The following is a 19,542-nucleotide window of genomic DNA, read 5'->3' as shown; positions in this document are numbered from 1 at the left end:
CATGGCCGCCGAAAACATCCGCCTACGCAGGCGAGCGCCGTCCCCGAACCACGGCTACGCCGATGCCGCGCGTGTGGGGGAACCATGGGAGATCAGGGCGACCCGAGCTCGGGCCTCGCACCGCGCACTCGACATCGCACCCGTCGGGCCGCCGCGACACTCGCACCGGAACCTCCATCAGTACCTGATGAGCGGATTGCCTGGTGCGACCGGGTGGGCGTGTGCCCGCCCGGCCGCGGGGGGGTGCGTCGGAGCCGGCCTCCCGGGTCGGTCGTCTCCTCCGCACGTTCGCTACGCGGTCCGGCCGTAGGTCTCCAAGAGCCGGAGCCAGATCTCGCTGACGGTGGGGTAGGCGGGGACGGCGTGCCACAGCCGGTCAATTGGCACCTCCGCGGTGATCGCGACCGTCCCGGCGTGGAGCAGCTCGGCGACGTCGGGGCCGACCGCGGTGAAGCCGACGATCACCTTGCGGTCCTCGTCGACGATCATGCCGGCACGGCCGGTGTACCCGTCGGCGTGCAGGCTGGCGCCGGCGACGGCGCCGAGGTCGTACTCGACCGCGCGCACGCGGAGCCCGGCCGCCTCGGCGGAGGCGACGGTGTGGCCGACGGACGCGATCTCCGGGTCGGTGAAGACCACCTGCGAAACGGCGCGGTCGTCGGCGGTGGCCGCGTGCCGGCCCCAGGGCGCGAGGTCGACAGGCTTTCCGGTGGCGCGTGCGACGAGCGTCTCACCCAGTGCCCTGGCCTGGTACTTGCCCTGGTGGGTCAGCAGCGCGCGGTGGTTGACGTCGCCCGCGGCGTAGAGCCAGCCGTCGCCGACTGGCGTGCCATCGCTGCCGATCACACGCAGGGAGCCGTCCACGCGCAGCCAGTCGCCGGGCGTCAGGCCGACCTGGTCCAGGCCGATGGTGGTCGTGTTCGGGGTGCGGCCCGTGGCGACCAATACCTCGTCGACGTCGAACGTCGTGCCGTCGGCCAGGCGGACGTGCACGGTCCCGGCCTCGTCGCGATGGACGTCCTCGGGCTCGGTCCGCAGGTGCAGCGTCACGCCCTGCGCCTTAAGCCGCTCGGCCACCAGGTCGCTCGCGAACGACTCCACGGTGGGCAGCAGCCCGTCCCGGGCGATCATCGTGACCTGCGACCCGAGGGCCGCGTAGGCGGTGGCCATCTCGGCGCCCACCACGCCGCCGCCGATGATCGCGAGCCTCCCAGGCACGGCCTGGGCGGACGCGGCCTCCCGGCTGGTCCAGGGCGCAGCGTCGGCAAGACCGGGGACGTGCGGGATGCGGGCACTGCTGCCGGTCGCGACGACCACCGCGTGCCGGGCGGTCAGGACCGTGGTGTGTCCGTCGGCACCGGCGACCTCGACAGTACGCGTCGCGCTGATCCGGCCGACGCCACGCACCAGGACGATGCCGGCACTGTGCAGCCAGGCGACCTGGCCGTCGTCGCGCCAGTGGGAGGCGAAGCCATCACGGCGGGCGAGCACCGCGGCCGGGTCCAGCTCGCCGGTCACGGCAGCGTTCGCCCCCGGGAGGTCACGGACCGCGCGCAGCGCGGCGGCTTCGCGCAGGAGGGCCTTGGTGGGCATGCAGGCCCAGTAGGAGCACTCCCCGCCAACCAGCTCGCTCTCCACGATCGCGACGGTGAGGCCGCCCTTGACCACTCCGTCGGCGACGTTCTCGCCGACGGGGCCCGCGCCGATGACGACGACGTCGTAAGTGCTCTGGGTCATGTCAGCTGTCCTTCTTGGCGACGCGGTGCAGGCGCAGTGCGGAGACGAGGAAGAAGATGCCGCCGAGCGTGGCGTAACCCGCCAGCGAGGTCAGCATCGCGTTCGGGCCGCCGGCCATCAGGAAGAACCCGGTGCCGGCGAAGACGGAGATGCCGCCGCTGAGGATCATGGCCCACTGGCCGCCGAGGCGGTAGCGGCGGATCGCGACGACGAGCTGGACGATGCCGGCGGTGATGGCCCAGACGCCCCAGACGCGCAGGACGGCGGGGATGCCCGAGGCAACGGCGACGGCGAGGCCGATGGCGGTCAGCAGGCTCAGGGCCATGTTGAGGTACAGACCGACCGTGGGCCGAGCGGTCTTCGAGGACCGGAAGTCGACGACGGCGGCGACCACGTCGAACAGCGGATAGAGCACCAGCAGGCCGATCGTGACCGTGCCCAGGCTCTTGCCGACGGCGAACATCAGCACCGCCCAGACGATGGCGAAGCCGAACCGGACGAAGTACAGGTTCCGCAGCGAGGCGGCGGTGGCGGGCGAGCCCGTAGTGGTTGACATGAGGTCCCTTGTGGTCGAGGCCGTGGCTGTGGGAGCGGCTGCACCCTTCTCCGCGGCGATACGTCTAGGTAGAATGACTAGTAACTCCACCTGTTTGGACAGTACACATCCACGCCCGCTGGGCGCAAGGGAGCGAGAAGGAGGTGCCACGTATGATCGCGACCGTGCAAGGGTCCATGCGAGAACGACTGATCGAGGCCGCCAGCGAGCTGTTCTACGCGCAAGGGCTCCGCGCCGTGAGCGTCGACAAGGTCATCGACCGTGCGGGCACGACGAAGGTGACGTTCTACCGCCACTTCCAGAGCAAGGACGACCTGATCGTCGCCTACCTGGAGTCCCGCGCGGAGCAGGAGCGCAACGGCGTCGACGCGGCGATCGCCCACGGGGATGGCGACGTCGACGCGTCGTTGCGCCTGATGGCGGAACACACCGGGAAGGCGGCGTGCGAGCCCGGATTCCGCGGGTGCCCGTTCATCAACGCGGCGGCCGAGTACCCCGACCCGGACAGCCCCGTCCGTAAGGTCGTCGACGCGCACCGCGCGTGGTGGACCAGCGCGTTCGAGCGGCTCGTCGCGCCACTGGGACTGGCCGATCCCACCGCGATCGCCGACGACCTGATGCTGCTGCGCGACGGCATCATGGTGGCCGGCTACCTGGGGGACCCCTCCAACGTCGCGGCCTCGTTCCTCCGTAGCTGTCAGGCCGTGCTCCACTGCGCGGCCCGGGCGGACGCCCGGTGACTGTAGGCGACTCCTGCAGAGCGCTGCTCGTGCGGGGCGGGTGGTCCGCCGCCGTCGTACCGTCGCGATGGTCGCGGCCGGTGACGCCTCGGCGGTGGTCAGCGTGGTGCTCATCAGGTCCTCCCGACGCCGAACGCGCGGGTGCCGATGCGGCCCAGTACGAAGTCGATGACGAACATGACGACGCCGGCCGCGGCGGCGTAGCCGAGCTCCTGGCGCTGGAAACCCGCCCGGTAGACGAACATCGAGACCGACAGGGTGGCCTCACCGGGCCCGCCCTGCGTGAGGAGGAATGGCTCCTCGAAGATCTGCGCCGTATCATCCGGCGCGGCTCTTGAAGCCTCGGCACAGGTAGACGCCGCGCCCGCCGAGGTAGTCGACCTAGAACGGGCAGAGCAGTACCTTTTGCCCATGAGCAGCGACAGCGACGCACCTCCGAGCGAGGGCGGCGAGAAGACCGAGCGGATGGACCGCCTCCGGGCTCTGTTGACCAAGCCCATCAAGATTCCCGAGTCCGCGTCGAGCGACAACGAGGACGCCGACTACGCCGCACCCGTGGCAGCCGCCGCGGTGCCTAAGGGGGCCAAGACACCGATGACACCCCAGGCCAAGGGCGCCAAGGCCCCTGTCGAGACCCCACCCGCGGTCAAGGCGGCAGCCGAAGCCCTCGATCGCCTCAGCGACGAGGAGAAGGAGGCCGTCGTCGACGGCGCCGCGCAGTCCGGCAGGCCGAGCAGGTCGCGTCGCACCTGGGCGGACGCCTACCTCGCGAAGCCGGACAAGCCCTTGACCCCCGAGGAGGTCCGCGCCGAGCTGACCGTCAACCTCAAGGATCAGGCCACCGAGCTGCGCGAGCTCGTCGCCAAGGAAGTGGCCGCGCAGGCGAAGGCGCAGGAACAGGCGCTCGCCCAGGCCATCGAGCAGGCCCGGGAAACGGGCGCCGCCGAGCTCGCCACCGCGACCGAACAGACCGCGGCCGCCGCTCGCGAGGAGGCCGCGCGGCTGCAGGAGCGGATCGACGAGCTCGTCGCGACCACCGGCACGCTGCGCACCGACCTGGATGCGGCGCGCTCCGTCGCCTCAGCCGGCCAGGCCGCTGCGGACTCAGCCGCGGCATCGGCAGCCACTGCCCGCGAGACGGCCGACGCCGCCACCAAGAAGGCGGCTACCGCGACCACGTTCGCCTGGGTCGGCATCGCCCTGGCCCTGGTCGCCGCAGTGGTCGCCGTCGTGGTGTAGCTCAGTGCGGGTCGTCGAGATCGGTACCGGCGCGCAGCACGAAGCGCCGGTGCCGTCGTCGTCCCTGGGAGTGGCCCCCGTAATAGGTGGGCGACTCCCGGACCGGCGCATACGTGACCCGCGGGCCGGTGAACAGCTCGTCGAGGAGCGCCGCGAACGCCGCGTCGACGGGCGAACCCACAGCCTGCGCGCCTGGAGGCGGGCCGGACACCTGACCTTCCGTTGATTCGTACATGTGTTCGACTCTACCCGTCGCCCGCACTGGAGTCCACCGAATGCGTTGGTCAGTCCCGCGCCGTCACCGGTACCTTCGGCGGATGATTCTCAGCCACGACTCCACGGGTTCCGGGCCGGCGGTACTGCTCCTGCACGCCGGCGTCGCCGACTCCCGGATGTGGGATCCCCAGCGGGCACCGATCGCCCGGCACCACCGTGTGATCCGGTGCGACCTGCGTGGCTACGGCGACACTCCCCTCACCAACGCGCGGTATGACAACGCGAGCGACGTGAAGGCTCTGCTCAGCTCCCTGGGCGAACGCCCGGTGGCGATCGTCGGGGCGTCGGCGGGCGGGCACGTGGCGCTCCAGGTGGCCTCCGAGTGGCCCGACCTCGTGTCCCACCTGGTCCTGCTGAACTCGGCCTTCGCCCTGCCCGCCACCCGCTCGCTCCAGCGGTTCGCGCGGCGCGAGGACGCGCTCATCGAGGCCGGCGACATCGACGGCGCCACCGAGCTCAACGTCGCTACCTGGCTCGGGCCGGACGCCGACGACGAGGCCCGCGCGCTGGTGCGCACCATGCAGCGCCACGCGTTCCAGGTCCAGCTCGGCGCCGGCGAGGACATCCATCAGGAGGCCGGACCGGACATCGACCTGGAGGCCATCAGCGCCCACACCCTGATCGTGTCCGGCGGCCAGGACCTCGACCACTTCCGCGCCGTCGCGAACCACCTCGCCGGACGCATCCCCGGCGCCAAGCACACCCAGCTCGGCTGGGCCGGCCACCTGCCGAACCTGGAGCGCCCTGACGAGGTGACGGCACTCATCACCGACTTCCTGGACGAGTTCCCGCGCTGAGCCTCGTCCGGCCACAGCTCGGCAGCGGGTCAGCCCCGGGCGGTGGTCAGGTAGCCGCGGGTCACGCGGTCCTGCACACGGTGCGCGATCCGCGGCAGGATCCGGGAGCCCCAGAAGTCGTGCCGGGCCACGGCGTGGATCTCGAAGACGAGCCGGTCGCCGTCGCGCAGCACGCGGAACGACTCGACACCTGTCTCCGGGTGGTGCGGCAGCGTCGCGTAGGTGAAGCCGGCCTCATCGGGCGTCCGGACGACGTCGACCACCCGGCACGGCGCGGCGAACCAGAGCGGACCCGCCCGGACGGCCTGCACCACCGTCACGCCGACGTCGGCCGGTCCGGTCGGCAGGATGACGAGCCCGGCGCCGCGGTGGACACGCCAGCCGAACAGCGCCTCGGCGGTGGTGGCGACGGACGCGTCCGGTCGGAGCACCACCCGCTCCCGCAGCACCCGGGCACGCGACGGCGGCTCGTCCAGCCAGCCGAGCTCCGCGGTCGGCTGCCGGTCGATTGATCGGTCGAGGATCCGCGCGAGGTCGGGCCGGGTCAGCTGCACCCGGAAACCCTATCTGCCGGCTATCTGCCGGTTATCTGCCGGCTATTGTCGGGCCCGCGGGCGGGGGCGCTTGGCCGGCCGAGGCGAGAAGTCACCCTCCCCGCAGCGATGAGTTCGCGCCCCGACCGACGTCGGGCCTCGTATGACCGAGACCCTGCTCGACGTATCGGGCGCACAGCTGTGCGCCGAGACCTTCGGCGACCCGGCCGACCCGGCGATCCTCCTGATCGGTGGAGCGGCGTCGGCGATGGACTGGTGGCACGAGGACTTCTGCCGCGCGCTGGCCGACGGCACCGCGGATCCGGCTCGGCCCCCCGGGTCAACCGGCCGCTTCGTGATCCGCTACGACCACCGGGACACCGGGCGGTCCCGGACCGACCCGCCCGGGGCGCCGTCGTACAGCGGGGACGACCTGGCGCTGGACCCGGTCCGGGTGCTCGACGCGCTCGGGATCGGCCGCGCGCACCTGGTCGGGGTGTCGATGGGCGCCGGAATCGCGCAGCAGGTGGCGATCGAGGACCCGGACCGGGTGGCGTCGCTGACCCTGATGTCGACGAGCCCGCTCACGCCCGGCGCCCCCGGGGAGGGCGCGGACGCCGCAGAGGTAGCGGCCCTGCCCGGCCCCTCCGCGGCGGTCCGGGCGATGTTCGACAGCCCGCCGCCGGATCCCGACTGGGGCGACCCGGACGCCGTCGTGCGGTATCTCGTGGAGGCCGAGCGCATCTTCGCCGGGCCCGGCTACGACGACGTGGCCACGCTCGCGACGGCCCGGCGGGTGGTGGAGCGGTCCATCGACCCGGCCGCGGCGTCGAACCACCACCTGGTCGCGGGCCGCCCCGTGCGCGGCACGCTCGCCGACGTCGACGTGCCCACCCTGGTGCTGCACGGTGAGGCCGACCCGCTGTTCCCGCCGGAGCACGGCGTCGCGCTCGCCGCGGCGGTGCGGGGCGCTCGGCTGGTGCTGCTGTCCGGCGTCGGGCACCAGTACCCGCCGCGCATCGCGTGGGGTGTGGTCGTACCCGAGATCCTCGCGGTCACCGCGCCGGGCGCTGCGCCTCGAAGCGGACCGGAAGCTCCCGCGGCACCGACGACCACAGCGTCCCCGTAGCGCGGAGCGTCTCGGGCGGCACGGTCAGCGTGACGCCGCCGAGTCGGCGCAGCGCCGCCCCGACCGCCACCTGGGCGATCACGGTGGCCGGACGGCGCGCGGGGCAGGCGTGCGGGCCCGCTCCCCACGTCAGGTAGGAGAGGTGGCCGGACTCGAGCCAGATGTCGTCGCCGGAGGCGCGCGACTCCGCGCTCGCGCCCAGGATTCCCGGCACCACCGCGTCGCCCGCCCGGATCTTGCGGCCGCCGAGCGTCGTGTCGGCCAGCGCGAAGCGTGGTCCGGTGTTGGTGGCGGGAGGTGTCGAGCCGAGGGCAGCCGCCAGGGTGTCCGACGCCGAGAGCCTGCCGCCCGCCCGCCCGTCGAACCGGGGGTCGGTGAGACGCAGGCGCAGGGCCTGCGTGATCCACGCGACCTCGAACTCGCTGCCGAGGATGAGCGTCGCCGAGACCGCGCTCTGCGCGTCCAGGTCGGTAGGCGCGCTGGAGTGGCGCAGGATCGCGGAGGTCAGGTCGTCCGACGGCTCCGCGCGGCGGCTCGCGATCAGGTCCGCGATGAGGGCACGCTGCGCGTCGAGCGCCGCGCCGCCCGAGGGCCCCTTCCCCTGGAAGACCCGCTGGGCGTGCCCGAGCATCGCGCGGGACTGCTCGGCGTCGAGCCCGAACATCGTGGACATCACGAGGAGCGGGACGGCCCGGGCGTAGTCGTTGACGAGGTCGGCCTCGCCCTTGGCCAGCAGCCGGTCCAGCGCGATGGCGCACCACTGCTCGACGATCGCGGCGAGCCGGTGCTCGTCGATGCCCTCGAACGCGTCGTCGATGAGACGGCGCAGGTGCCGGTGCCGCACGCCGTCCACGTAGTAGATCCCGTCGCGCGGGGCGAGGATCCCGCCGACGCCGCTGTCCGGGCGGACCGTGCCGTCGACGAGCAGTCCCCAGTTGCGCGAGTCCCGCGCGAAGAGGCTCTCGTTGCGCAGCACGGTGACCAGCTCGCGATGCCCCAGCACCAGCCAGGCGGGGACCCCGGGTTCCAGGAGCACCGGCGCGACGTTGCCCCACCGCGCACGCAGCCGTTCGTACACCGCCCCGGGATCGGCGCTGGTCGTGGTCTCGATGAGCGGTGTCAGGTCGTCCAGATCGATCAGGCGCTCCGACTGGGTGGTCGTCGTGACTGTCATGGCTCCCCGGGGTTCTGGGCACGACTGCGTCGCACTCGAACGTCATTTATGCGGAATGTACCGCATGTCCGATGCGGGCTCGTGAACCGGCCGGCATCCGCCCCTGCTCAGGCGCGGCCGGCAGGCGCCTCGAACCGCACCGGGAGCTGCCAGGGCATGGACGACCACAGACTTCCCGTGGCAGGCAGCGAGTCCACCGGAACCGTGAGCGTCACCCCGCCGAGCCGACGGAGCGCCACCTCGACCGCCACCTGCGCGATCACCCGGGCCGGGCGGCGCACCGGGCAGGCGTGCGGGCCTGCGCCCCAGGTGAGGTAGGCCAGGTTGCCGGGCTCCAGCCAGAGGTCGTCTCCCGACGCGCGCGACTCCGCGCTCGCGCCGAGGATGCCCGGTACGAGGGCATCACCCGCCTCGATCCTGCGGCCGGCCAGCGTCGTGTCCGCCAGCGCGAAGCGGGGCCCGGTGTTGCTCGCGGGCGGGATGGAGCCGAGCACTGCCTCCAGCGTGTCGGACGCCGACAGCATGCCTCCCGAACGCCCGTCGAACCGTGGGTCCGTCAACCTCATCCGCAGCGACTGCGTGATCCACGCAACCTCGAACTCGCTGCCCAGCACGAGCATCGTGGAGACCGCGCTCTGCACGTCCTCGTCGGTGGGCAGGCTCGGGTGGCGCAGGATCGCCGACGTCATGTCGTCCGACGGCCGCACCCGGCGCCTGGCGACCAGTTCCACGATGAGGCTCTTCTGCGCGGCGAGCGCCTCGGCGCCCTCCGCTCCCCTGGCCCGGAAGATCCGGCGCGCGTGGCCGAGCATGGCCCGCGCCTCCTCCGGACCGAGCCCGAACATCGTGGACATCGCCAGCAGCGGGATCGCCCACGCGTACTCGCTGACGAGGTCGGCCTCGCCCTTGCCCACCACCCGGTCCAGCGTGCTCTCGCACCACTGCCGGACGGTCACGGCGAGACGGTGCTCGTCGAACCCGTCGAACGCGTCGTCGATGAGGCGTCGCAGGTGCCGGTGCCGCGTCCCGTCGACGTAGTAGACGCTGTCTCGCGGGGAGAGGATCGCGCCGACGCCACTGCCCGGGTCCAGGCCGCCGGCCGCGACCAGGCTCCAGTTGCGCGAGTCGCGCGAGAACAGGCTCTCGTTGCGCAGCACCGTGGCCAGCTCCCGGTGCCCGAGCACGAGCCAGGCCCGCACGTCGTCCTCCAGGAGCACGGGCGCCACGTTGCCCCACCGGGCGCGCAGCCGCTCGTACACCGCCGCGGGATCGGAGCTCCTCGTGGTCTCCGTGAGCGGGGTCAGGCCGTCCAGGTCGGTCAGGCGTTCCGACAGGGTGGTCGTCGTGCGTGTCATGGTTCCTCGTTCTCAGCGCGCTCGGGGCGGGGGCGCCACCTCGACCGATCGGATCGGAACGTATCGCAAAGCCGTCGCGCTGTAACGGAAAGTCCGACGGGCCGGGCAGGACAAGCGTCCCCCGAAGCGGACAAATGGTCATCCGTCTGCCACACAGAGGTCGCCCGTTGGTCATGCGGTGGGTGAAGTCTCTCCCTCGACGATCCACCTGCCAGAACGACGGGACGAGGGAAAACATGCCTGGACCTGCACGAACATCGAGGATCGCCTGGGGCACGACGGCGGCCGTGGTCGCCCTGGGCGTCGCGGCGGCGGGATCCGCGACGGCGGGATCCGCGACTGTGGGGCCGGCAACGGCCGCCCTGGCCGCATCAGCGGCGAGCCACGCCGACCTGGCTCAGCGCTGGGCACCCATCCACTACCAGGACGTCGACCAGACCGGCACCAATGCGCTGGGCGGACGTTCGGACTACATCGCGGCCTACGACTTCGACGGCGACCTGGACGGGCGCAACAACTGGGACAACACCGGCAACCACCCGCTGGCCGCCACCGCGTACTACTCGGTCCAGGAGACCGGCAGCCACTGGTTCGTCACCTACATGTTCTTCCACCCGCGCGACTGGTCGGACTCGATCTTCGACACGGAGCACGAGAACGACGCCGAGGGCGTCATGGTCGCCGTGCAGAAGGACGGCTCGACGTTCGGCGTGCTGCGCGGTGCGGTCACGGTGGCCCACAGCGACTTCTTCTCGTACACGCCGGCAGGCAGCACGTGGGGCGCCGGCGCCGAGAACCTCGACGGCACCCTGCAGCTGGCGACCAGCCCGCACGACGGCCTGGCCCATCCGGTCACCGCCCAGGAGGCCAAGGGGCACGGCCTCAAGGCACGGCCGGGCTACGACATCAGGGGCGACGGCGTCGTCTACTACCCCGCGGGCCGCGCCGAGGTGCCCGAGCACCCGGACGACCGCGACGTGTCCTACCGGCTCGTGGACGTTCACACGCCGGGCGGGCTGTGGGCGCAGCGCGCGAACGGCCAGCTGTTCGCGAGCCACGGCACGTTCGCCGGCGACAGGTCCGGCAGCTGCGGCGACGGCGGGATCTCCTGCTCCCAGAACTCGGCGAACGCGCCGTGGGGCTGGGACGACGGTGACGACGGCCCCGGCCGCGGCGCCCTGGCCACGGACCCGGCCGGCCTGTCGGCGAGCTACTTCCGCATCCCGGAGCACCTGGACCGCACCTACGTGAACAACCCGTACTGACGCGAGCTCCGACGTCGACCACAGCAGCTTCTGCCCCGAGATGGCCTCTCTGGGCAGAAGCTGCTGTGGTCGACACCTGGGCGCGCCGGGCCTGCGCTCAGGTTCAAGGTGAGGTCGAGAGTTTCGGAAGGTTCAACCTCAGGTAGAGGGTCAGAGCGCCGGGGTCGAGGCCCGTCGCCGGGCGCCGGAGACGGTCAGGCCAGCCGCGCGCTGACCACGAGCTCCTGGCCGACGTCGAGCCGCACGTCGGCCAGCCGGACCCCGTCGGGCAGCTTCTCGGCGAGGTCGATGTCCCGGCTCGTCGCGGCCTCCACCCTGCTCTTGATCGTGCCCAGCAGCGCCGCCACGAGCGGGTTGCCGCTGCCGAGCTGCACGTCGCGGATGGCGAGAACCATGTTCTCGTCCACGCTGACGGACGCGGTGGCCTGCACCCGGGCGGACAGGAACATGCCCTTCTTGATGGCCGCGTCGGCCCGGAGCGTCGCGGCGCGCGGGCCCCGCGACACCAGGTCGACGTCCAGCCCGGTCAGGGTGATGCCCTGCTGCTGCAGCACCACGCTCAGCAGGCCGCGGGCCGTCGCGACCAGGCCCGCCTTGTCGACGGCGACGCGTGCGTGGCCGGAGACCGGGTGCGCCTCGCTGGGCTCCACCGGCAGGATGCCGACGCGGCCGTCCGAGCCCTCCACCCACTCGAACCGCAGGCCCTCGAGCTCAGCGGTGACGTCGACGGGCAGGTCCACCGCGACGAGCCGGTGCGCGTCCACGCGGAGGCGGCGCAGCGTCCCCGGCTCCCGCCGGACTACCTCGGGCTGCCACCGCTTCGAGCCGGCGGCTCCGGCCTGCCCGGGCGCACCGTCGCCGCGGACGACGACGCCGGTGAGGTCGATGTCCGCCGACACGATGTCGGCGCCGTCCAGGACCGCGTCGATCGACGCCCGCTCGAGCCCGGCCGTCCGGCCGCCGAGCTCCTCCGCGAGCGCCGTCCGGACCCGGGTGGCCAGGTCGGTGCCGTCGACGGGCCGGGGCGTGGTGCCCAGCGGGATCGGGTCCGGGGCGGAGGTGCGGTCGGCATGCTGTGCGGCGTCACTCATGGACGCGAGACTACGGCGTATTTCGCAATGGGTGCGGTCCGGCGGTGGATGGCTGGCCCGTGCCGGTTCATAGAACAGGTGTGCGAGATCGTCGGGGGTGGGTGGCAGGATGCCGTGCGTGGCAAGGCATACGTCGTTCCGGTTTCGTCTCGACCCGTCGGTCGAGCAGGAACGTGTGCTGTCCCGGCATGTCGGTGCGGCTCGGTTCGCGTTCAACCAGGCGTTACGCCTGCACAAGGGCGCGCGGGCCCAGGCAGGGAGCGAGCGAAGTTCGGGTGCGGTGTCGGACGGCGATGTCGTTGGCCCCGGCATCGAGGACTCGCGGGACGGGTCCGGGGTGCCATGGTCGGGCTTCGATCTGATCAACGCGTTCAATCGGTGGAAAGTGTCGGCGGCCGCGGGGCACCGGTTCGTCGTCGCCGCGGACGGGACCGCGGAGGTGGAGGTCACGGGGCTGGTCTGGCGGGAGCAGGTCCTGGCGCAGGTGTTCGAGGAAGGCGTGGTCGATCTCGGACGTGCGTTGAAAGCATGCGGCGACTCCCGCACGGGTGTCCGGAAGGGGCCGCGGGTCGGGTTCCCCCGGTTCAAGAAGAAGAACCGGGCGGGTGGGTCGTTCCGGATCCGGAACAAGACCGCCCGGGGCCGGTCGAGTATCCGCGTGGGCGACAGTGATTGTCCGGTCAGGACCGGTGCCCGGTCGGTGAGCCTGCCGAAGATCGGGACGCTGAAAGTGCGGGAGGACACGCGGAGGTTGCGTCGGACATCCGACGGAGTCGAGGTCCTGCGGGTGGCCAACCCCCGTGCCTTCCGGCGCGGCCTGAAACGCTTGCGCCGCCTGTCCAAGGCCGTCTCCCGGAAGAAGACGGGATCCAAGAACCGCAAGAAGGCCGTCCTGCGTCTCTCCCGGCAGCATGCCCGGATCCGGGACCGTCGCCATCACTATCTGCATCAGGTCTCCAACCAGCTCGTCAAAACCCACGACAAGCTGGTCCTGGAAGACCTGAACATCACCGGCATGCGATCCAACCGCAGGCTCTCCCGTGCCATCAGTGATGCGGCGTGGGGCGAGCTCGCTCGGCAGATCACCTACAAGCAGGCGTGGCGTGGAGGTCAGGTCGTACTGGCGGACCGGTGGTTCCCGTCGACCAAGACCTGCTCATCCTGCGGCACAGTCCGCACGGACCTGACCCTCAAGGACCGCACCTTCCAGTGCCGCTCGTGTGGGCATGTCATGGATCGGGATCTGAATGCCGCCGTCAATCTCGCCGCCTGGGCCGAGAACCACACCCCCGCCGCTGATGACGGTGCGGGGTGTGGTGTTGCCCGGGTCGGGGACCGTCAAGCAGCCGGCCCCGTCACCACCGCCCACCGACAGGACACCCCCACCCGCTCCGACCATCGCGGCCGTAGCGGCAAGGGACTGAACGACGTGGGAACCAGAGTCCAGGCCGCACCTGCGGCCTGACCCTGGACGCCCGAGACGGGCGGTGTATCAAAGCCTCAGGACTTCTGAAACACGCCGAAGCTGCGAACGCGCCGCGATGGTCGAGCGGGTCCGACCTCCGGTGTGCGCTCCTGCCCTGCGGGTTGCGTCAGACCCGCCCGTCGTTCAGGCGCCGCTGGAGGGCCATGACTGCCCGCGACTCCCGGGAGATCACGCCGTCGACCGGGGTGCCGAGGTAGCCCTGGAGGGCGCGGATCGTCCGGGGGCCGATCTTGCCGTCGCGCTGCCCGCTGTCCATGCCGATCCGACGCTGCAGTGCGGCGATCACGCGGGAGCCCTGGGCGTCGGCGACCCACTGCCAGCCGGTGGTCAGGCCGGGGTTGCTGTCGCGCCAGGCGACGCTCTGCGACGAGACGACGCCGTCGACGGTGGTGCCGAGCTCTTGCTGCAGCCGACGGGTCGTGGCGGTGCCCCAGAAGCCGTCGACGGCGACGCGGCCGGGTTCGCCGGGGCTCGGCGGGGTGGATCCCGAGCCGGTGCGGATGTCGTCGATGCGCGCGTACAGGTACCGGCCGGGGCACGCGGTCTGCGAGACGTCGCGGTGACCGGCCAGCGGTGCGCTCCGTGTCCACCAGCGGCCCTTGCCGGCGCCGAAGATGGCGGCGGCCGTGGAGATCTGGGCGGCGGTCGGCTGGTTCACCTCGTAGTTGCCCGCGAAGCAGATGGACCGCGAGGTGCTGTTGCGGCCGCCGGTGTGCGTGCCGCGACGGTTCCAGCTCACGCCCTGGTACGCCCGGCCGGAGGGGAAGATGACCACGTTGTAGGAGATGCCGGTGCCGAACCGGGACTGCCCGACGCTCTCCAGCGCCCGCATCTGCTCGGCCTCGGCGGCGATGCTGGCGTCCGGGGAAAGCTGTGCGGTGACGGAGTGGTGCACGAAGACCTCGACGGCCGGGCCGCTCAGCGTCAGGTCGCCGTTCGGGTACCGGGCGCCCCACGAGGCCCGCGACGCGATGCTCGGTGCCGCCTGGGGCACGACGTCGGGTGCGTCGGTGGGCTCTGCGGGCTCCTCGACGACCCCGGTGTCCGGCTGGGTGTCCGGCTCGGTGTCGGATGGCGTCTCGCCCGCTGTCACGCCGCCGCCGTCGCCGGCCGGCTCGTCGTCCGGCCCGAGCACCTCCAGCACGATCCCCTCGTCGTCCTTGATCTCGTACAGTTCAGCCACGGTGCCCCCCATGATCCAGAAATGTCCTACATGTCTACCACCCGAAGGTCGGCTGAGGCGACCCCTGCCAAGCCCTGCGTCACCGACCCGGGCGCTTGTACTGTGGTTGCCGTGATCAGCATCGACGCCGACTCCCCCGTCCCGCCGTTCGAGCAGGTGCGCACGACGCTGGCCCAGCAGATGGCCGACCGGACGCTCCCGGTCGGCACCCGGCTGCCGACGGTGCGCGCTCTGGCGGCGGAGCTCGGCATCGCGGTCAACACCGTCGCCCGCGCGTACCGCGAGCTGGAAGCGGCGGGCCTGGTCGAGACCCGCGGCCGCGCCGGCACGTTCGTGAGCGCGGCCGGCGACCAGCGCCTCTCCCTCGCTCAGGGCGCGGCGGCCGCATACGCGGACACGGTCCGCGCGCTCGGCATCGGCCGGGCGGAAGCGCTGGAGATCGTCTCGGCGGCGCTGCGGTAGCAGCCGGCCAAGCCCTGTCGATTCTCGTGGGGACCGTTCGTCGTAGTGGTGAGCTTGCGACCGATGACCTTTTGTCCTGCCGGTCGTCAGCACTCCTGGAAGAGCTGCGATCGAACGAGGAGAGCACCATGACCACCACGCACGAGAGCCACACCGAGCCGGCGGGCACCGCCGAGCCGTCCGCCGCCGTCCCGCCCGTCGTCAGCAAGGAGGCGTGGCAGGCCGCCCGCGACGAGCTGCTGGTACGCGAGAAGGCGCACACCCACGAGGGCGACGCGATCGCGGCGGCCCGGCGTCGGCTGCCGATGACCGAGGTCGACGCCGGGGCCACCGTCGTCGGACCGGACGGGCCGACCACGCTGCTCGACCTGTTCGAGGGCCGCGAGGAGCTGATCGTCTACAAGCACATGTGGCACCTGGGTGAGCCGTTCGAGAACCAGTGCGAGGGCTGCACCCTCACCTACTGGGCGGTGCAGAACCCGGCGTACCTGACGGCGCGCGGCGTGTCGTTCGCGGTGTTCGCGAAGGCGCCCTCCGCGGAGCTCGCGCCGTTCGTCGAGTTCATGGGCTACCCGCAGCACTGGTACTCGGTCTTCGAGTCGGAGGACGAGGTCGTGGGTGGCGGCGAGTTCGGCACCTGGCTGTGCTTCCTGCGCGCACGCGACCGGGTGTTCCTCACCAACTCCGTGACCGGCCGCGGCGCGGAGGCGACGATGCCGGCGCTCGCGCTGCTCGACATGACGGCGCGGGGCCGCAAGGAGGCCTGGCAGGACTACCCGGAGGGCTGGCCGGAGGGCAAGGCACCGGGCTGGTTCTGGCGGACGGGCGAGGACGGCGTCGGCAACAGCTGGACCGGCGGTCGCCCGGCGATCCAGTGGACCCGCCCCGGTGTGACGCCGGTCGCGGGCGGCGAGCACCACCACCACTGAGTCCGCCCGGGCGGGCCGGCGTTCGAGCCGGTCGAGAAGCCGGACCACCACGTGCCGCCGGGGCCAGGCGGTCAGGCCGCCGCGGCATCCGAACGCCTGGCCCCGTCCAGGCTCAGGCGTACCCGCGGCTGGAGCATCGTGACGACGCCGGCCACCACGAACGCGATGTGCAGCACCCGGATCGCGGGCATCGCGGCGGACGTGTCACCGCCCAGCGTGTAGTACCAGCTCCCGCCGGCGGCGAGGTCTGCGGCCATCGGCAGCACCATCGACGCCAGGCCGAGCACGCCGAGCCCCGCGAGGAGGGCCCACCACGCCCACCGGTGCCCTCGTGCGAGGAACCACGCGCACGCGAGCGCCGCGGCGAAGATGACGCCGCGGAACGCCATCTGGGCGCCGAGGGCGGCGTCGATGCCCTGCTCGGTCTGGATGGCCGCGACGGACACGACGCCCTCGGCGATCCCGGCGAGGACGGCGAGCGCGAAGGCGGTCGCGGACAGTGTTCGGAGCTTGGTATCGGTCATACGTCCATGCTGGTCAGCGGACAGTTCGGCGGGTACCCGGCTGTCCTCCGTCCTGAGCGGTGGGTTGTCCCGACCCTGTCACGCGTCGTCCGGGAGACGCAGCGGGCCGACGGCGATGCGGGCCAGCTCCCCGATCGCCGCGTCCACACCCGGCAGGTACCGCTCGGGCCGCGCCGCCCTGGTCAGCACGACGACGCCCACCGGGTGCTCGTGCGGGAACCCCACCACTGCCGCCTCGTGCCGCAGCCTGCCGAGGGTGCCGGTCTTGCCGAGCAGCGCGACGTCGTCGTGCGGGAACCCGCTGCCGACCCGGTGCCGCCACGCCTGGTGCGCGAGCGCGTCCCGGACCAGGTCGTACGGCGGGCCCCTGTGGGCCCACAGGACGCGCAGCACCCGGCCGAGGTCGGCCGCGGTGGCAGCGCTCGCGAGCGCCGGGTCGTACTGCGACGTCTCGGCGGCGTGGTCCGGATCGGCGAGAGCACGCTGCGCGGCGGCCCAGGTCGCAGCACCGGTGTCCCGAAGGATCGCGCGTGTCTCGTCGGCGGATCCCTGCCGCACCAGGGTCGCCGGCAGGCCGAGCGCCCCGAGCCGCTCGTGCACGCGCTCGCGCCCCACGAGCGCCAGCAGCGCGTCGCCGCAGGCGTTGTCGGACACGGCGAGCATCAGGCGCACGACGTCGCGCGCGGTGAGCACCACGTCGTCGAGCAGCATCGCGACTCCCGTCGGCCCGGGCATACGGGAGGCGGCCGGCAGCCGCACCGGCTCGTCGGCGGCGAGGTCGCCGGCCGTCACGAGGTCCGCCCACACGAGAGCCAGCGGCAGCTTGTACAGCGAGGCGATGGCGACCGGTTCGGCGTCGTCGAGGGCCACCGTCCCTGGCGGGCCCGCCAGGCGCGTCGCGTGGACGCGGGCCGTGAGGCCGGCGTCCCGGGCGACCGCCCGGAGCGCGGCGGTCACCGCCGGGTCGTCAGGGCTCATCCGGCGGTCCCTTGCGACGGGCGGGCCACCGGGTCCGGTTCCGGGCTCAGGGCCGAGCTGATCGCCCGCGCCACCGCCTCGTGGTCGATCTCCGGCCGCCGTTGCGCCAGGAGCGGCAGGGCCACCCGGAGCCGTAGCGGCGGGCCCGCGGGACCGGCCGCCGGGTCGCCCGGAGCCGCGGGGGCGCCCGGAAGCACCGGCACGAGGCCTACCGCCGCGCCCGCCGCGACCAGGGCTCGGCGCTGAGCCGCGTCCCGCGCCTCGACCACGTCACCGCCGTGCCCCGCGCGCCGCAGCGCGTCGACCAGCTGGTCGTGCGCCGGCGGCTGGTGGTGCCGGGGCGGGACGGCGACCGGCAGCGGCACGTCCGCCAGTGCCGGCTGTCGGCCGGAGGCGTCCCGGCCCCTGACGTCGAGGCCACCCACCAGCCGGGTCGGCACAACGAGCACCGGGCCCGCCGTCAGCCCGTCCAGCACACCGGGATGCCGCACGACGCCGACGTCGAGCAGCCCGTCCCGCAGCAGGTCGACCACCTCGACGCTGCCCGCGACGGTGGGTGCCACCGGGGTTGCGGACGCCCGGGAGGTCTCGACGAGCTCGACCGACGGCGCCGTGGCCAGGTCTGCGGCGAGCGACCGGAGCAGGTACGGCACGCCGTCCTCGAGGTCGGCGGCGACGCCGAGCCGGACCTGCTCGGGCAGGGCGAGGTCGCGAGCGGTGGACACGAGGTCGGCGGCGGCGTCGAGCAGATCGCGTGTCGCGGGCAGGAGGCGCCGCCCGGCAGCGGTGATCCGCACGCCGCGCGCGTCCCGGTCGAAGAGCCGCACCCCGAGGTGCCGTTCCAGACGGCGGATGCCCTGGGACAGCGGCGGCTGGGTCATGCCCAGGTCGGAGGCGGCGTTGCCGAAGTGCCGCACGTCGGCGACTGCCCGGAAGAAGCCCAGGTGCTTCAGGAGGTCCACGCCGGGAGCCTAGCCGCGGGCCATATCAAAAACGTCTCAGGTCACGTCCGTAAGACTCTTTGACTCTTGTCCGCGGGCTCCCGGAGGGTGTGCCGCATGACGACCAGTACCTCGAAGCGCGCGCTCAGCCGCCGCACCCTGATGACCGGCGCCGGGACCGCGGCCCTCGGCGTGCTCGGCGGTGTCACCGGCGCCCGCGCCTTCGCCGACCGGGCGGCTCCCCCGGCGTCCGGCGCCGCCGCCCGGGAGACTCCGGCTCCTGCCGGGTTCGCCTCGTTCGCGTGGCTCGGGACCGCGGGCTGGCGGATCCGGACGCCCACCACCACGGTGCTGCTCGACCCCTACGTGACGCGCTTCGACACCGGGCTCGCCACCGGGAGGTTCAGCGCGACGACGCGTCTGAGCGTCGACCCCGCCGCACTCGACGCGGCCCTCGGCGCACCCGGGACTCCCGACGGCGCCGTCGACTCGATACTGGTGACGCACACGCACTGGGACCACTTCGCCGACGTGCCCCACCTGGCCCGTACCCGCGGCGCCACCGTGTTCACGACCCTCACCGGGTATCACCTCGCCCTGGCCATGGGAGTACCGCGGGAGCAGCTCGCGGTGGTCCGCGGCGGCGAGGAGATGCACCTCGGGGACCTGGTCGTGCGCGTGGTGCCGGCCCTGCACAGCCGCACCGCCTCGGGCGGGCTCCTCTTCCCCGGACTGCACACGACGGTGCCCGCCAAGCCCCGCACGATCGCCGACCTGCCCGAGGGTGACACGCTGTCGTACCTGCTCCGTTCGCCGCAGGGCCGGTCCGTCCTGCTGCTCGGAGGCAGCGACTACGACGACCAGGCGCTGCGCGGGCTGCGTGTCGACACGGTGGCGCTGCCGGTGCCGAGCACCGACGTCACCGCCGACTACGCGGGCCGCCTCCTGACCGCACTGGACCGACCCGGCCGGATCGTCCTCGTGCACTGGGACGACTTCGAGTCGCCGCTCAGCAACCCGCCGCTCGCCGCCGAGAGCACGGAGACGCGGATGGTCGGCCTCGTCGAGGAGATCCGGCGGCTGTCGCCGCGCACCGAGGTGGTCGTCCCGGAGTACCGCACACCGCTGCAGCTGCTGTGACCGTGCA

General features: G+C 72.7%; 21 protein-coding genes. 9 read left to right on the top strand and 12 right to left on the bottom strand.

The features are described from left to right. Positions 1–291: 291 nt before the first annotated feature. Both LUU90_RS11055 and LUU90_RS11050 read right to left on the bottom strand, forming a co-directional pair. On the bottom strand, positions 292–1,737 hold the full coding sequence (locus LUU90_RS11055; RefSeq protein WP_275003475.1) for a dihydrolipoyl dehydrogenase family protein: 1,446 nt from the start codon (positions 1,735–1,737) through the stop codon (positions 292–294). Between the two features lies 1 nt (position 1,738). Further along, positions 1,739–2,293: a hypothetical protein gene (locus tag LUU90_RS11050; protein WP_275003474.1), complete on the bottom strand. Its 555-nt coding sequence runs from the start codon at positions 2,291–2,293 to the stop codon at positions 1,739–1,741. A gap of 152 nt (positions 2,294–2,445) precedes the next feature. Here LUU90_RS11050 and LUU90_RS11045 point away from each other — a divergent pair, with 152 nt between their 5' ends. Then, positions 2,446–3,033: a TetR/AcrR family transcriptional regulator gene (locus LUU90_RS11045; RefSeq protein ID WP_275003473.1), complete on the top strand. Its 588-nt coding sequence runs from the start codon at positions 2,446–2,448 to the stop codon at positions 3,031–3,033. 113 nt (positions 3,034–3,146) lie between these two features. Here the strand turns inward: LUU90_RS11045 and LUU90_RS11040 are convergent, their stop codons facing one another. Then, positions 3,147–3,278, bottom strand: coding sequence for a hypothetical protein (locus LUU90_RS11040; RefSeq protein ID WP_275003472.1), 132 nt, complete (start codon positions 3,276–3,278; stop codon positions 3,147–3,149). Between the two features lie 166 nt (positions 3,279–3,444). Here LUU90_RS11040 and LUU90_RS11035 point away from each other — a divergent pair, with 166 nt between their 5' ends. Next, positions 3,445–4,272, top strand: a complete 828-nt coding sequence (locus LUU90_RS11035; protein ID WP_275003471.1) for a hypothetical protein — start codon at positions 3,445–3,447, stop codon at positions 4,270–4,272. Position 4,273: 1 nt separating this feature from the next. On the opposite strand, the gene LUU90_RS11030 is transcribed toward LUU90_RS11035, so the two are convergent. Then, positions 4,274–4,507 (bottom strand): hypothetical protein, encoded by a 234-nt coding sequence (locus LUU90_RS11030; protein WP_275003470.1) that lies wholly within the window; start codon positions 4,505–4,507, stop codon positions 4,274–4,276. 82 nt (positions 4,508–4,589) lie between these two features. On the opposite strand from LUU90_RS11030, the gene LUU90_RS11025 reads away from it, so the two are divergent. After that, positions 4,590–5,345, top strand: a complete 756-nt coding sequence (locus LUU90_RS11025; RefSeq protein WP_275003469.1) for an alpha/beta fold hydrolase — start codon at positions 4,590–4,592, stop codon at positions 5,343–5,345. Positions 5,346–5,374: 29 nt separating this feature from the next. On the opposite strand, the gene LUU90_RS11020 is transcribed toward LUU90_RS11025, so the two are convergent. Continuing rightward, positions 5,375–5,899 (bottom strand): DUF1990 domain-containing protein, encoded by a 525-nt coding sequence (locus LUU90_RS11020; protein ID WP_275003468.1) that lies wholly within the window; start codon positions 5,897–5,899, stop codon positions 5,375–5,377. A 142-nt stretch (positions 5,900–6,041) separates the two neighbouring features. Here LUU90_RS11020 and LUU90_RS11015 point away from each other — a divergent pair, with 142 nt between their 5' ends. Beyond that, positions 6,042–7,007, top strand: a complete 966-nt coding sequence (locus tag LUU90_RS11015; RefSeq protein WP_275003467.1) for an alpha/beta fold hydrolase — start codon at positions 6,042–6,044, stop codon at positions 7,005–7,007. On the opposite strand, the gene LUU90_RS11010 is transcribed toward LUU90_RS11015, so the two are convergent. Beyond that, positions 6,934–8,181 carry a cytochrome P450 gene (locus LUU90_RS11010; RefSeq protein ID WP_275003466.1) on the bottom strand — a complete coding sequence of 416 codons (1,248 nt, stop codon included), beginning with the start codon at positions 8,179–8,181 and terminating at the stop codon, positions 6,934–6,936. The genes LUU90_RS11015 and LUU90_RS11010 overlap by 74 nt on opposite strands. A 107-nt stretch (positions 8,182–8,288) precedes the next feature. Next, the gene (locus LUU90_RS11005; protein ID WP_275003465.1) at positions 8,289–9,536 is read right to left on the bottom strand and encodes a hypothetical protein; all 1,248 of its coding nucleotides are present in this window, start codon (positions 9,534–9,536) and stop codon (positions 8,289–8,291) included. Positions 9,537–9,772: 236 nt separating this feature from the next. On the opposite strand from LUU90_RS11005, the gene LUU90_RS11000 reads away from it, so the two are divergent. Beyond that, positions 9,773–10,801, top strand: a complete 1,029-nt coding sequence (locus LUU90_RS11000; protein WP_275003464.1) for a hypothetical protein — start codon at positions 9,773–9,775, stop codon at positions 10,799–10,801. 194 nt (positions 10,802–10,995) lie between these two features. On the opposite strand, the gene LUU90_RS10995 is transcribed toward LUU90_RS11000, so the two are convergent. Beyond that, positions 10,996–11,892 (bottom strand): hypothetical protein, encoded by an 897-nt coding sequence (locus LUU90_RS10995; RefSeq protein WP_275003463.1) that lies wholly within the window; start codon positions 11,890–11,892, stop codon positions 10,996–10,998. Positions 11,893–12,010: 118 nt separating this feature from the next. Between LUU90_RS10995 and LUU90_RS10990 the strand changes: the two genes are divergently transcribed. Continuing rightward, on the top strand, positions 12,011–13,357 hold the full coding sequence (locus tag LUU90_RS10990) for an RNA-guided endonuclease InsQ/TnpB family protein (RefSeq protein ID WP_275003462.1): 1,347 nt from the start codon (positions 12,011–12,013) through the stop codon (positions 13,355–13,357). Positions 13,358–13,484: 127 nt separating this feature from the next. Here LUU90_RS10990 and LUU90_RS10985 read toward each other — a convergent pair whose 3' ends face one another. Then, positions 13,485–14,561 (bottom strand): peptidoglycan recognition protein family protein, encoded by a 1,077-nt coding sequence (locus LUU90_RS10985; protein WP_275003461.1) that lies wholly within the window; start codon positions 14,559–14,561, stop codon positions 13,485–13,487. Between the two features lie 111 nt (positions 14,562–14,672). Here LUU90_RS10985 and LUU90_RS10980 point away from each other — a divergent pair, with 111 nt between their 5' ends. Both LUU90_RS10980 and LUU90_RS10975 read left to right on the top strand, forming a co-directional pair. Next, entirely contained in the window at positions 14,673–15,023 is a 351-nt protein-coding gene (locus tag LUU90_RS10980) for a GntR family transcriptional regulator (RefSeq protein ID WP_275003460.1), read from the top strand. A gap of 128 nt (positions 15,024–15,151) precedes the next feature. Then, positions 15,152–15,952 carry a DUF899 family protein gene (locus LUU90_RS10975; protein ID WP_275003459.1) on the top strand — a complete coding sequence of 267 codons (801 nt, stop codon included), beginning with the start codon at positions 15,152–15,154 and terminating at the stop codon, positions 15,950–15,952. 71 nt (positions 15,953–16,023) lie between these two features. On the opposite strand, the gene LUU90_RS10970 is transcribed toward LUU90_RS10975, so the two are convergent. The 3 genes from LUU90_RS10970 to LUU90_RS10960 all read right to left on the bottom strand — a co-directional run bounded on the left by LUU90_RS10970 (position 16,024) and on the right by LUU90_RS10960 (position 18,416). Beyond that, positions 16,024–16,476, bottom strand: coding sequence for a hypothetical protein (locus LUU90_RS10970; protein ID WP_275003458.1), 453 nt, complete (start codon positions 16,474–16,476; stop codon positions 16,024–16,026). 78 nt (positions 16,477–16,554) lie between these two features. Then, complete coding sequence (locus tag LUU90_RS10965; RefSeq protein ID WP_275003457.1) at positions 16,555–17,454, bottom strand: serine hydrolase; 900 nt, start codon at positions 17,452–17,454, stop codon at positions 16,555–16,557. Then, on the bottom strand, positions 17,451–18,416 hold the full coding sequence (locus tag LUU90_RS10960; RefSeq protein WP_275003456.1) for a LysR family transcriptional regulator: 966 nt from the start codon (positions 18,414–18,416) through the stop codon (positions 17,451–17,453). The genes LUU90_RS10965 and LUU90_RS10960 overlap by 4 nt, the downstream gene beginning before the upstream one ends. A 96-nt stretch (positions 18,417–18,512) precedes the next feature. On the opposite strand from LUU90_RS10960, the gene LUU90_RS10955 reads away from it, so the two are divergent. Next, complete coding sequence (locus LUU90_RS10955) at positions 18,513–19,535, top strand: MBL fold metallo-hydrolase (protein ID WP_275003455.1); 1,023 nt, start codon at positions 18,513–18,515, stop codon at positions 19,533–19,535. Positions 19,536–19,542: the final 7 nt, after the last annotated feature.

This window comes from Promicromonospora iranensis (genome assembly GCF_028994775.1).
GTDB classification, from domain to species: Bacteria; Actinomycetota; Actinomycetes; order Actinomycetales; family Cellulomonadaceae; genus Promicromonospora; species Promicromonospora iranensis_A.
This window is presented reverse-complemented; position numbering and strand designations above follow the sequence as displayed.

Excerpts from the sequence above, each read along its gene's own strand:
- LUU90_RS11055 (WP_275003475.1), bottom strand. The coding sequence starts at position 1,737 with ATGACCCAGAGCACTTACGACGTCGTCGTCATCGGCGCGGGCCCCGTC.
- LUU90_RS11050 (WP_275003474.1), bottom strand. The coding sequence starts at position 2,293 with ATGTCAACCACTACGGGCTCGCCCGCCACCGCCGCCTCGCTGCGGAAC.
- LUU90_RS11045 (WP_275003473.1), top strand. The coding sequence starts at position 2,446 with ATGATCGCGACCGTGCAAGGGTCCATGCGAGAACGACTGATCGAGGCC.
- LUU90_RS11040 (WP_275003472.1), bottom strand. The coding sequence starts at position 3,278 with ATGTTCGTCTACCGGGCGGGTTTCCAGCGCCAGGAGCTCGGCTACGCC.
- LUU90_RS11035 (WP_275003471.1), top strand. The coding sequence starts at position 3,445 with ATGAGCAGCGACAGCGACGCACCTCCGAGCGAGGGCGGCGAGAAGACC.
- LUU90_RS11030 (WP_275003470.1), bottom strand. The coding sequence starts at position 4,507 with ATGTACGAATCAACGGAAGGTCAGGTGTCCGGCCCGCCTCCAGGCGCG.
- LUU90_RS11025 (WP_275003469.1), top strand. The coding sequence starts at position 4,590 with ATGATTCTCAGCCACGACTCCACGGGTTCCGGGCCGGCGGTACTGCTC.
- LUU90_RS11015 (WP_275003467.1), top strand. The coding sequence starts at position 6,042 with ATGACCGAGACCCTGCTCGACGTATCGGGCGCACAGCTGTGCGCCGAG.
- LUU90_RS11010 (WP_275003466.1), bottom strand. The coding sequence starts at position 8,181 with ATGACAGTCACGACGACCACCCAGTCGGAGCGCCTGATCGATCTGGAC.
- LUU90_RS11005 (WP_275003465.1), bottom strand. The coding sequence starts at position 9,536 with ATGACACGCACGACGACCACCCTGTCGGAACGCCTGACCGACCTGGAC.
- LUU90_RS11000 (WP_275003464.1), top strand. The coding sequence starts at position 9,773 with ATGCCTGGACCTGCACGAACATCGAGGATCGCCTGGGGCACGACGGCG.
- LUU90_RS10995 (WP_275003463.1), bottom strand. The coding sequence starts at position 11,892 with ATGAGTGACGCCGCACAGCATGCCGACCGCACCTCCGCCCCGGACCCG.
- LUU90_RS10975 (WP_275003459.1), top strand. The coding sequence starts at position 15,152 with ATGACCACCACGCACGAGAGCCACACCGAGCCGGCGGGCACCGCCGAG.
- LUU90_RS10970 (WP_275003458.1), bottom strand. The coding sequence starts at position 16,476 with ATGACCGATACCAAGCTCCGAACACTGTCCGCGACCGCCTTCGCGCTC.
- LUU90_RS10965 (WP_275003457.1), bottom strand. The coding sequence starts at position 17,454 with ATGAGCCCTGACGACCCGGCGGTGACCGCCGCGCTCCGGGCGGTCGCC.
- LUU90_RS10955 (WP_275003455.1), top strand. The coding sequence starts at position 18,513 with ATGACGACCAGTACCTCGAAGCGCGCGCTCAGCCGCCGCACCCTGATG.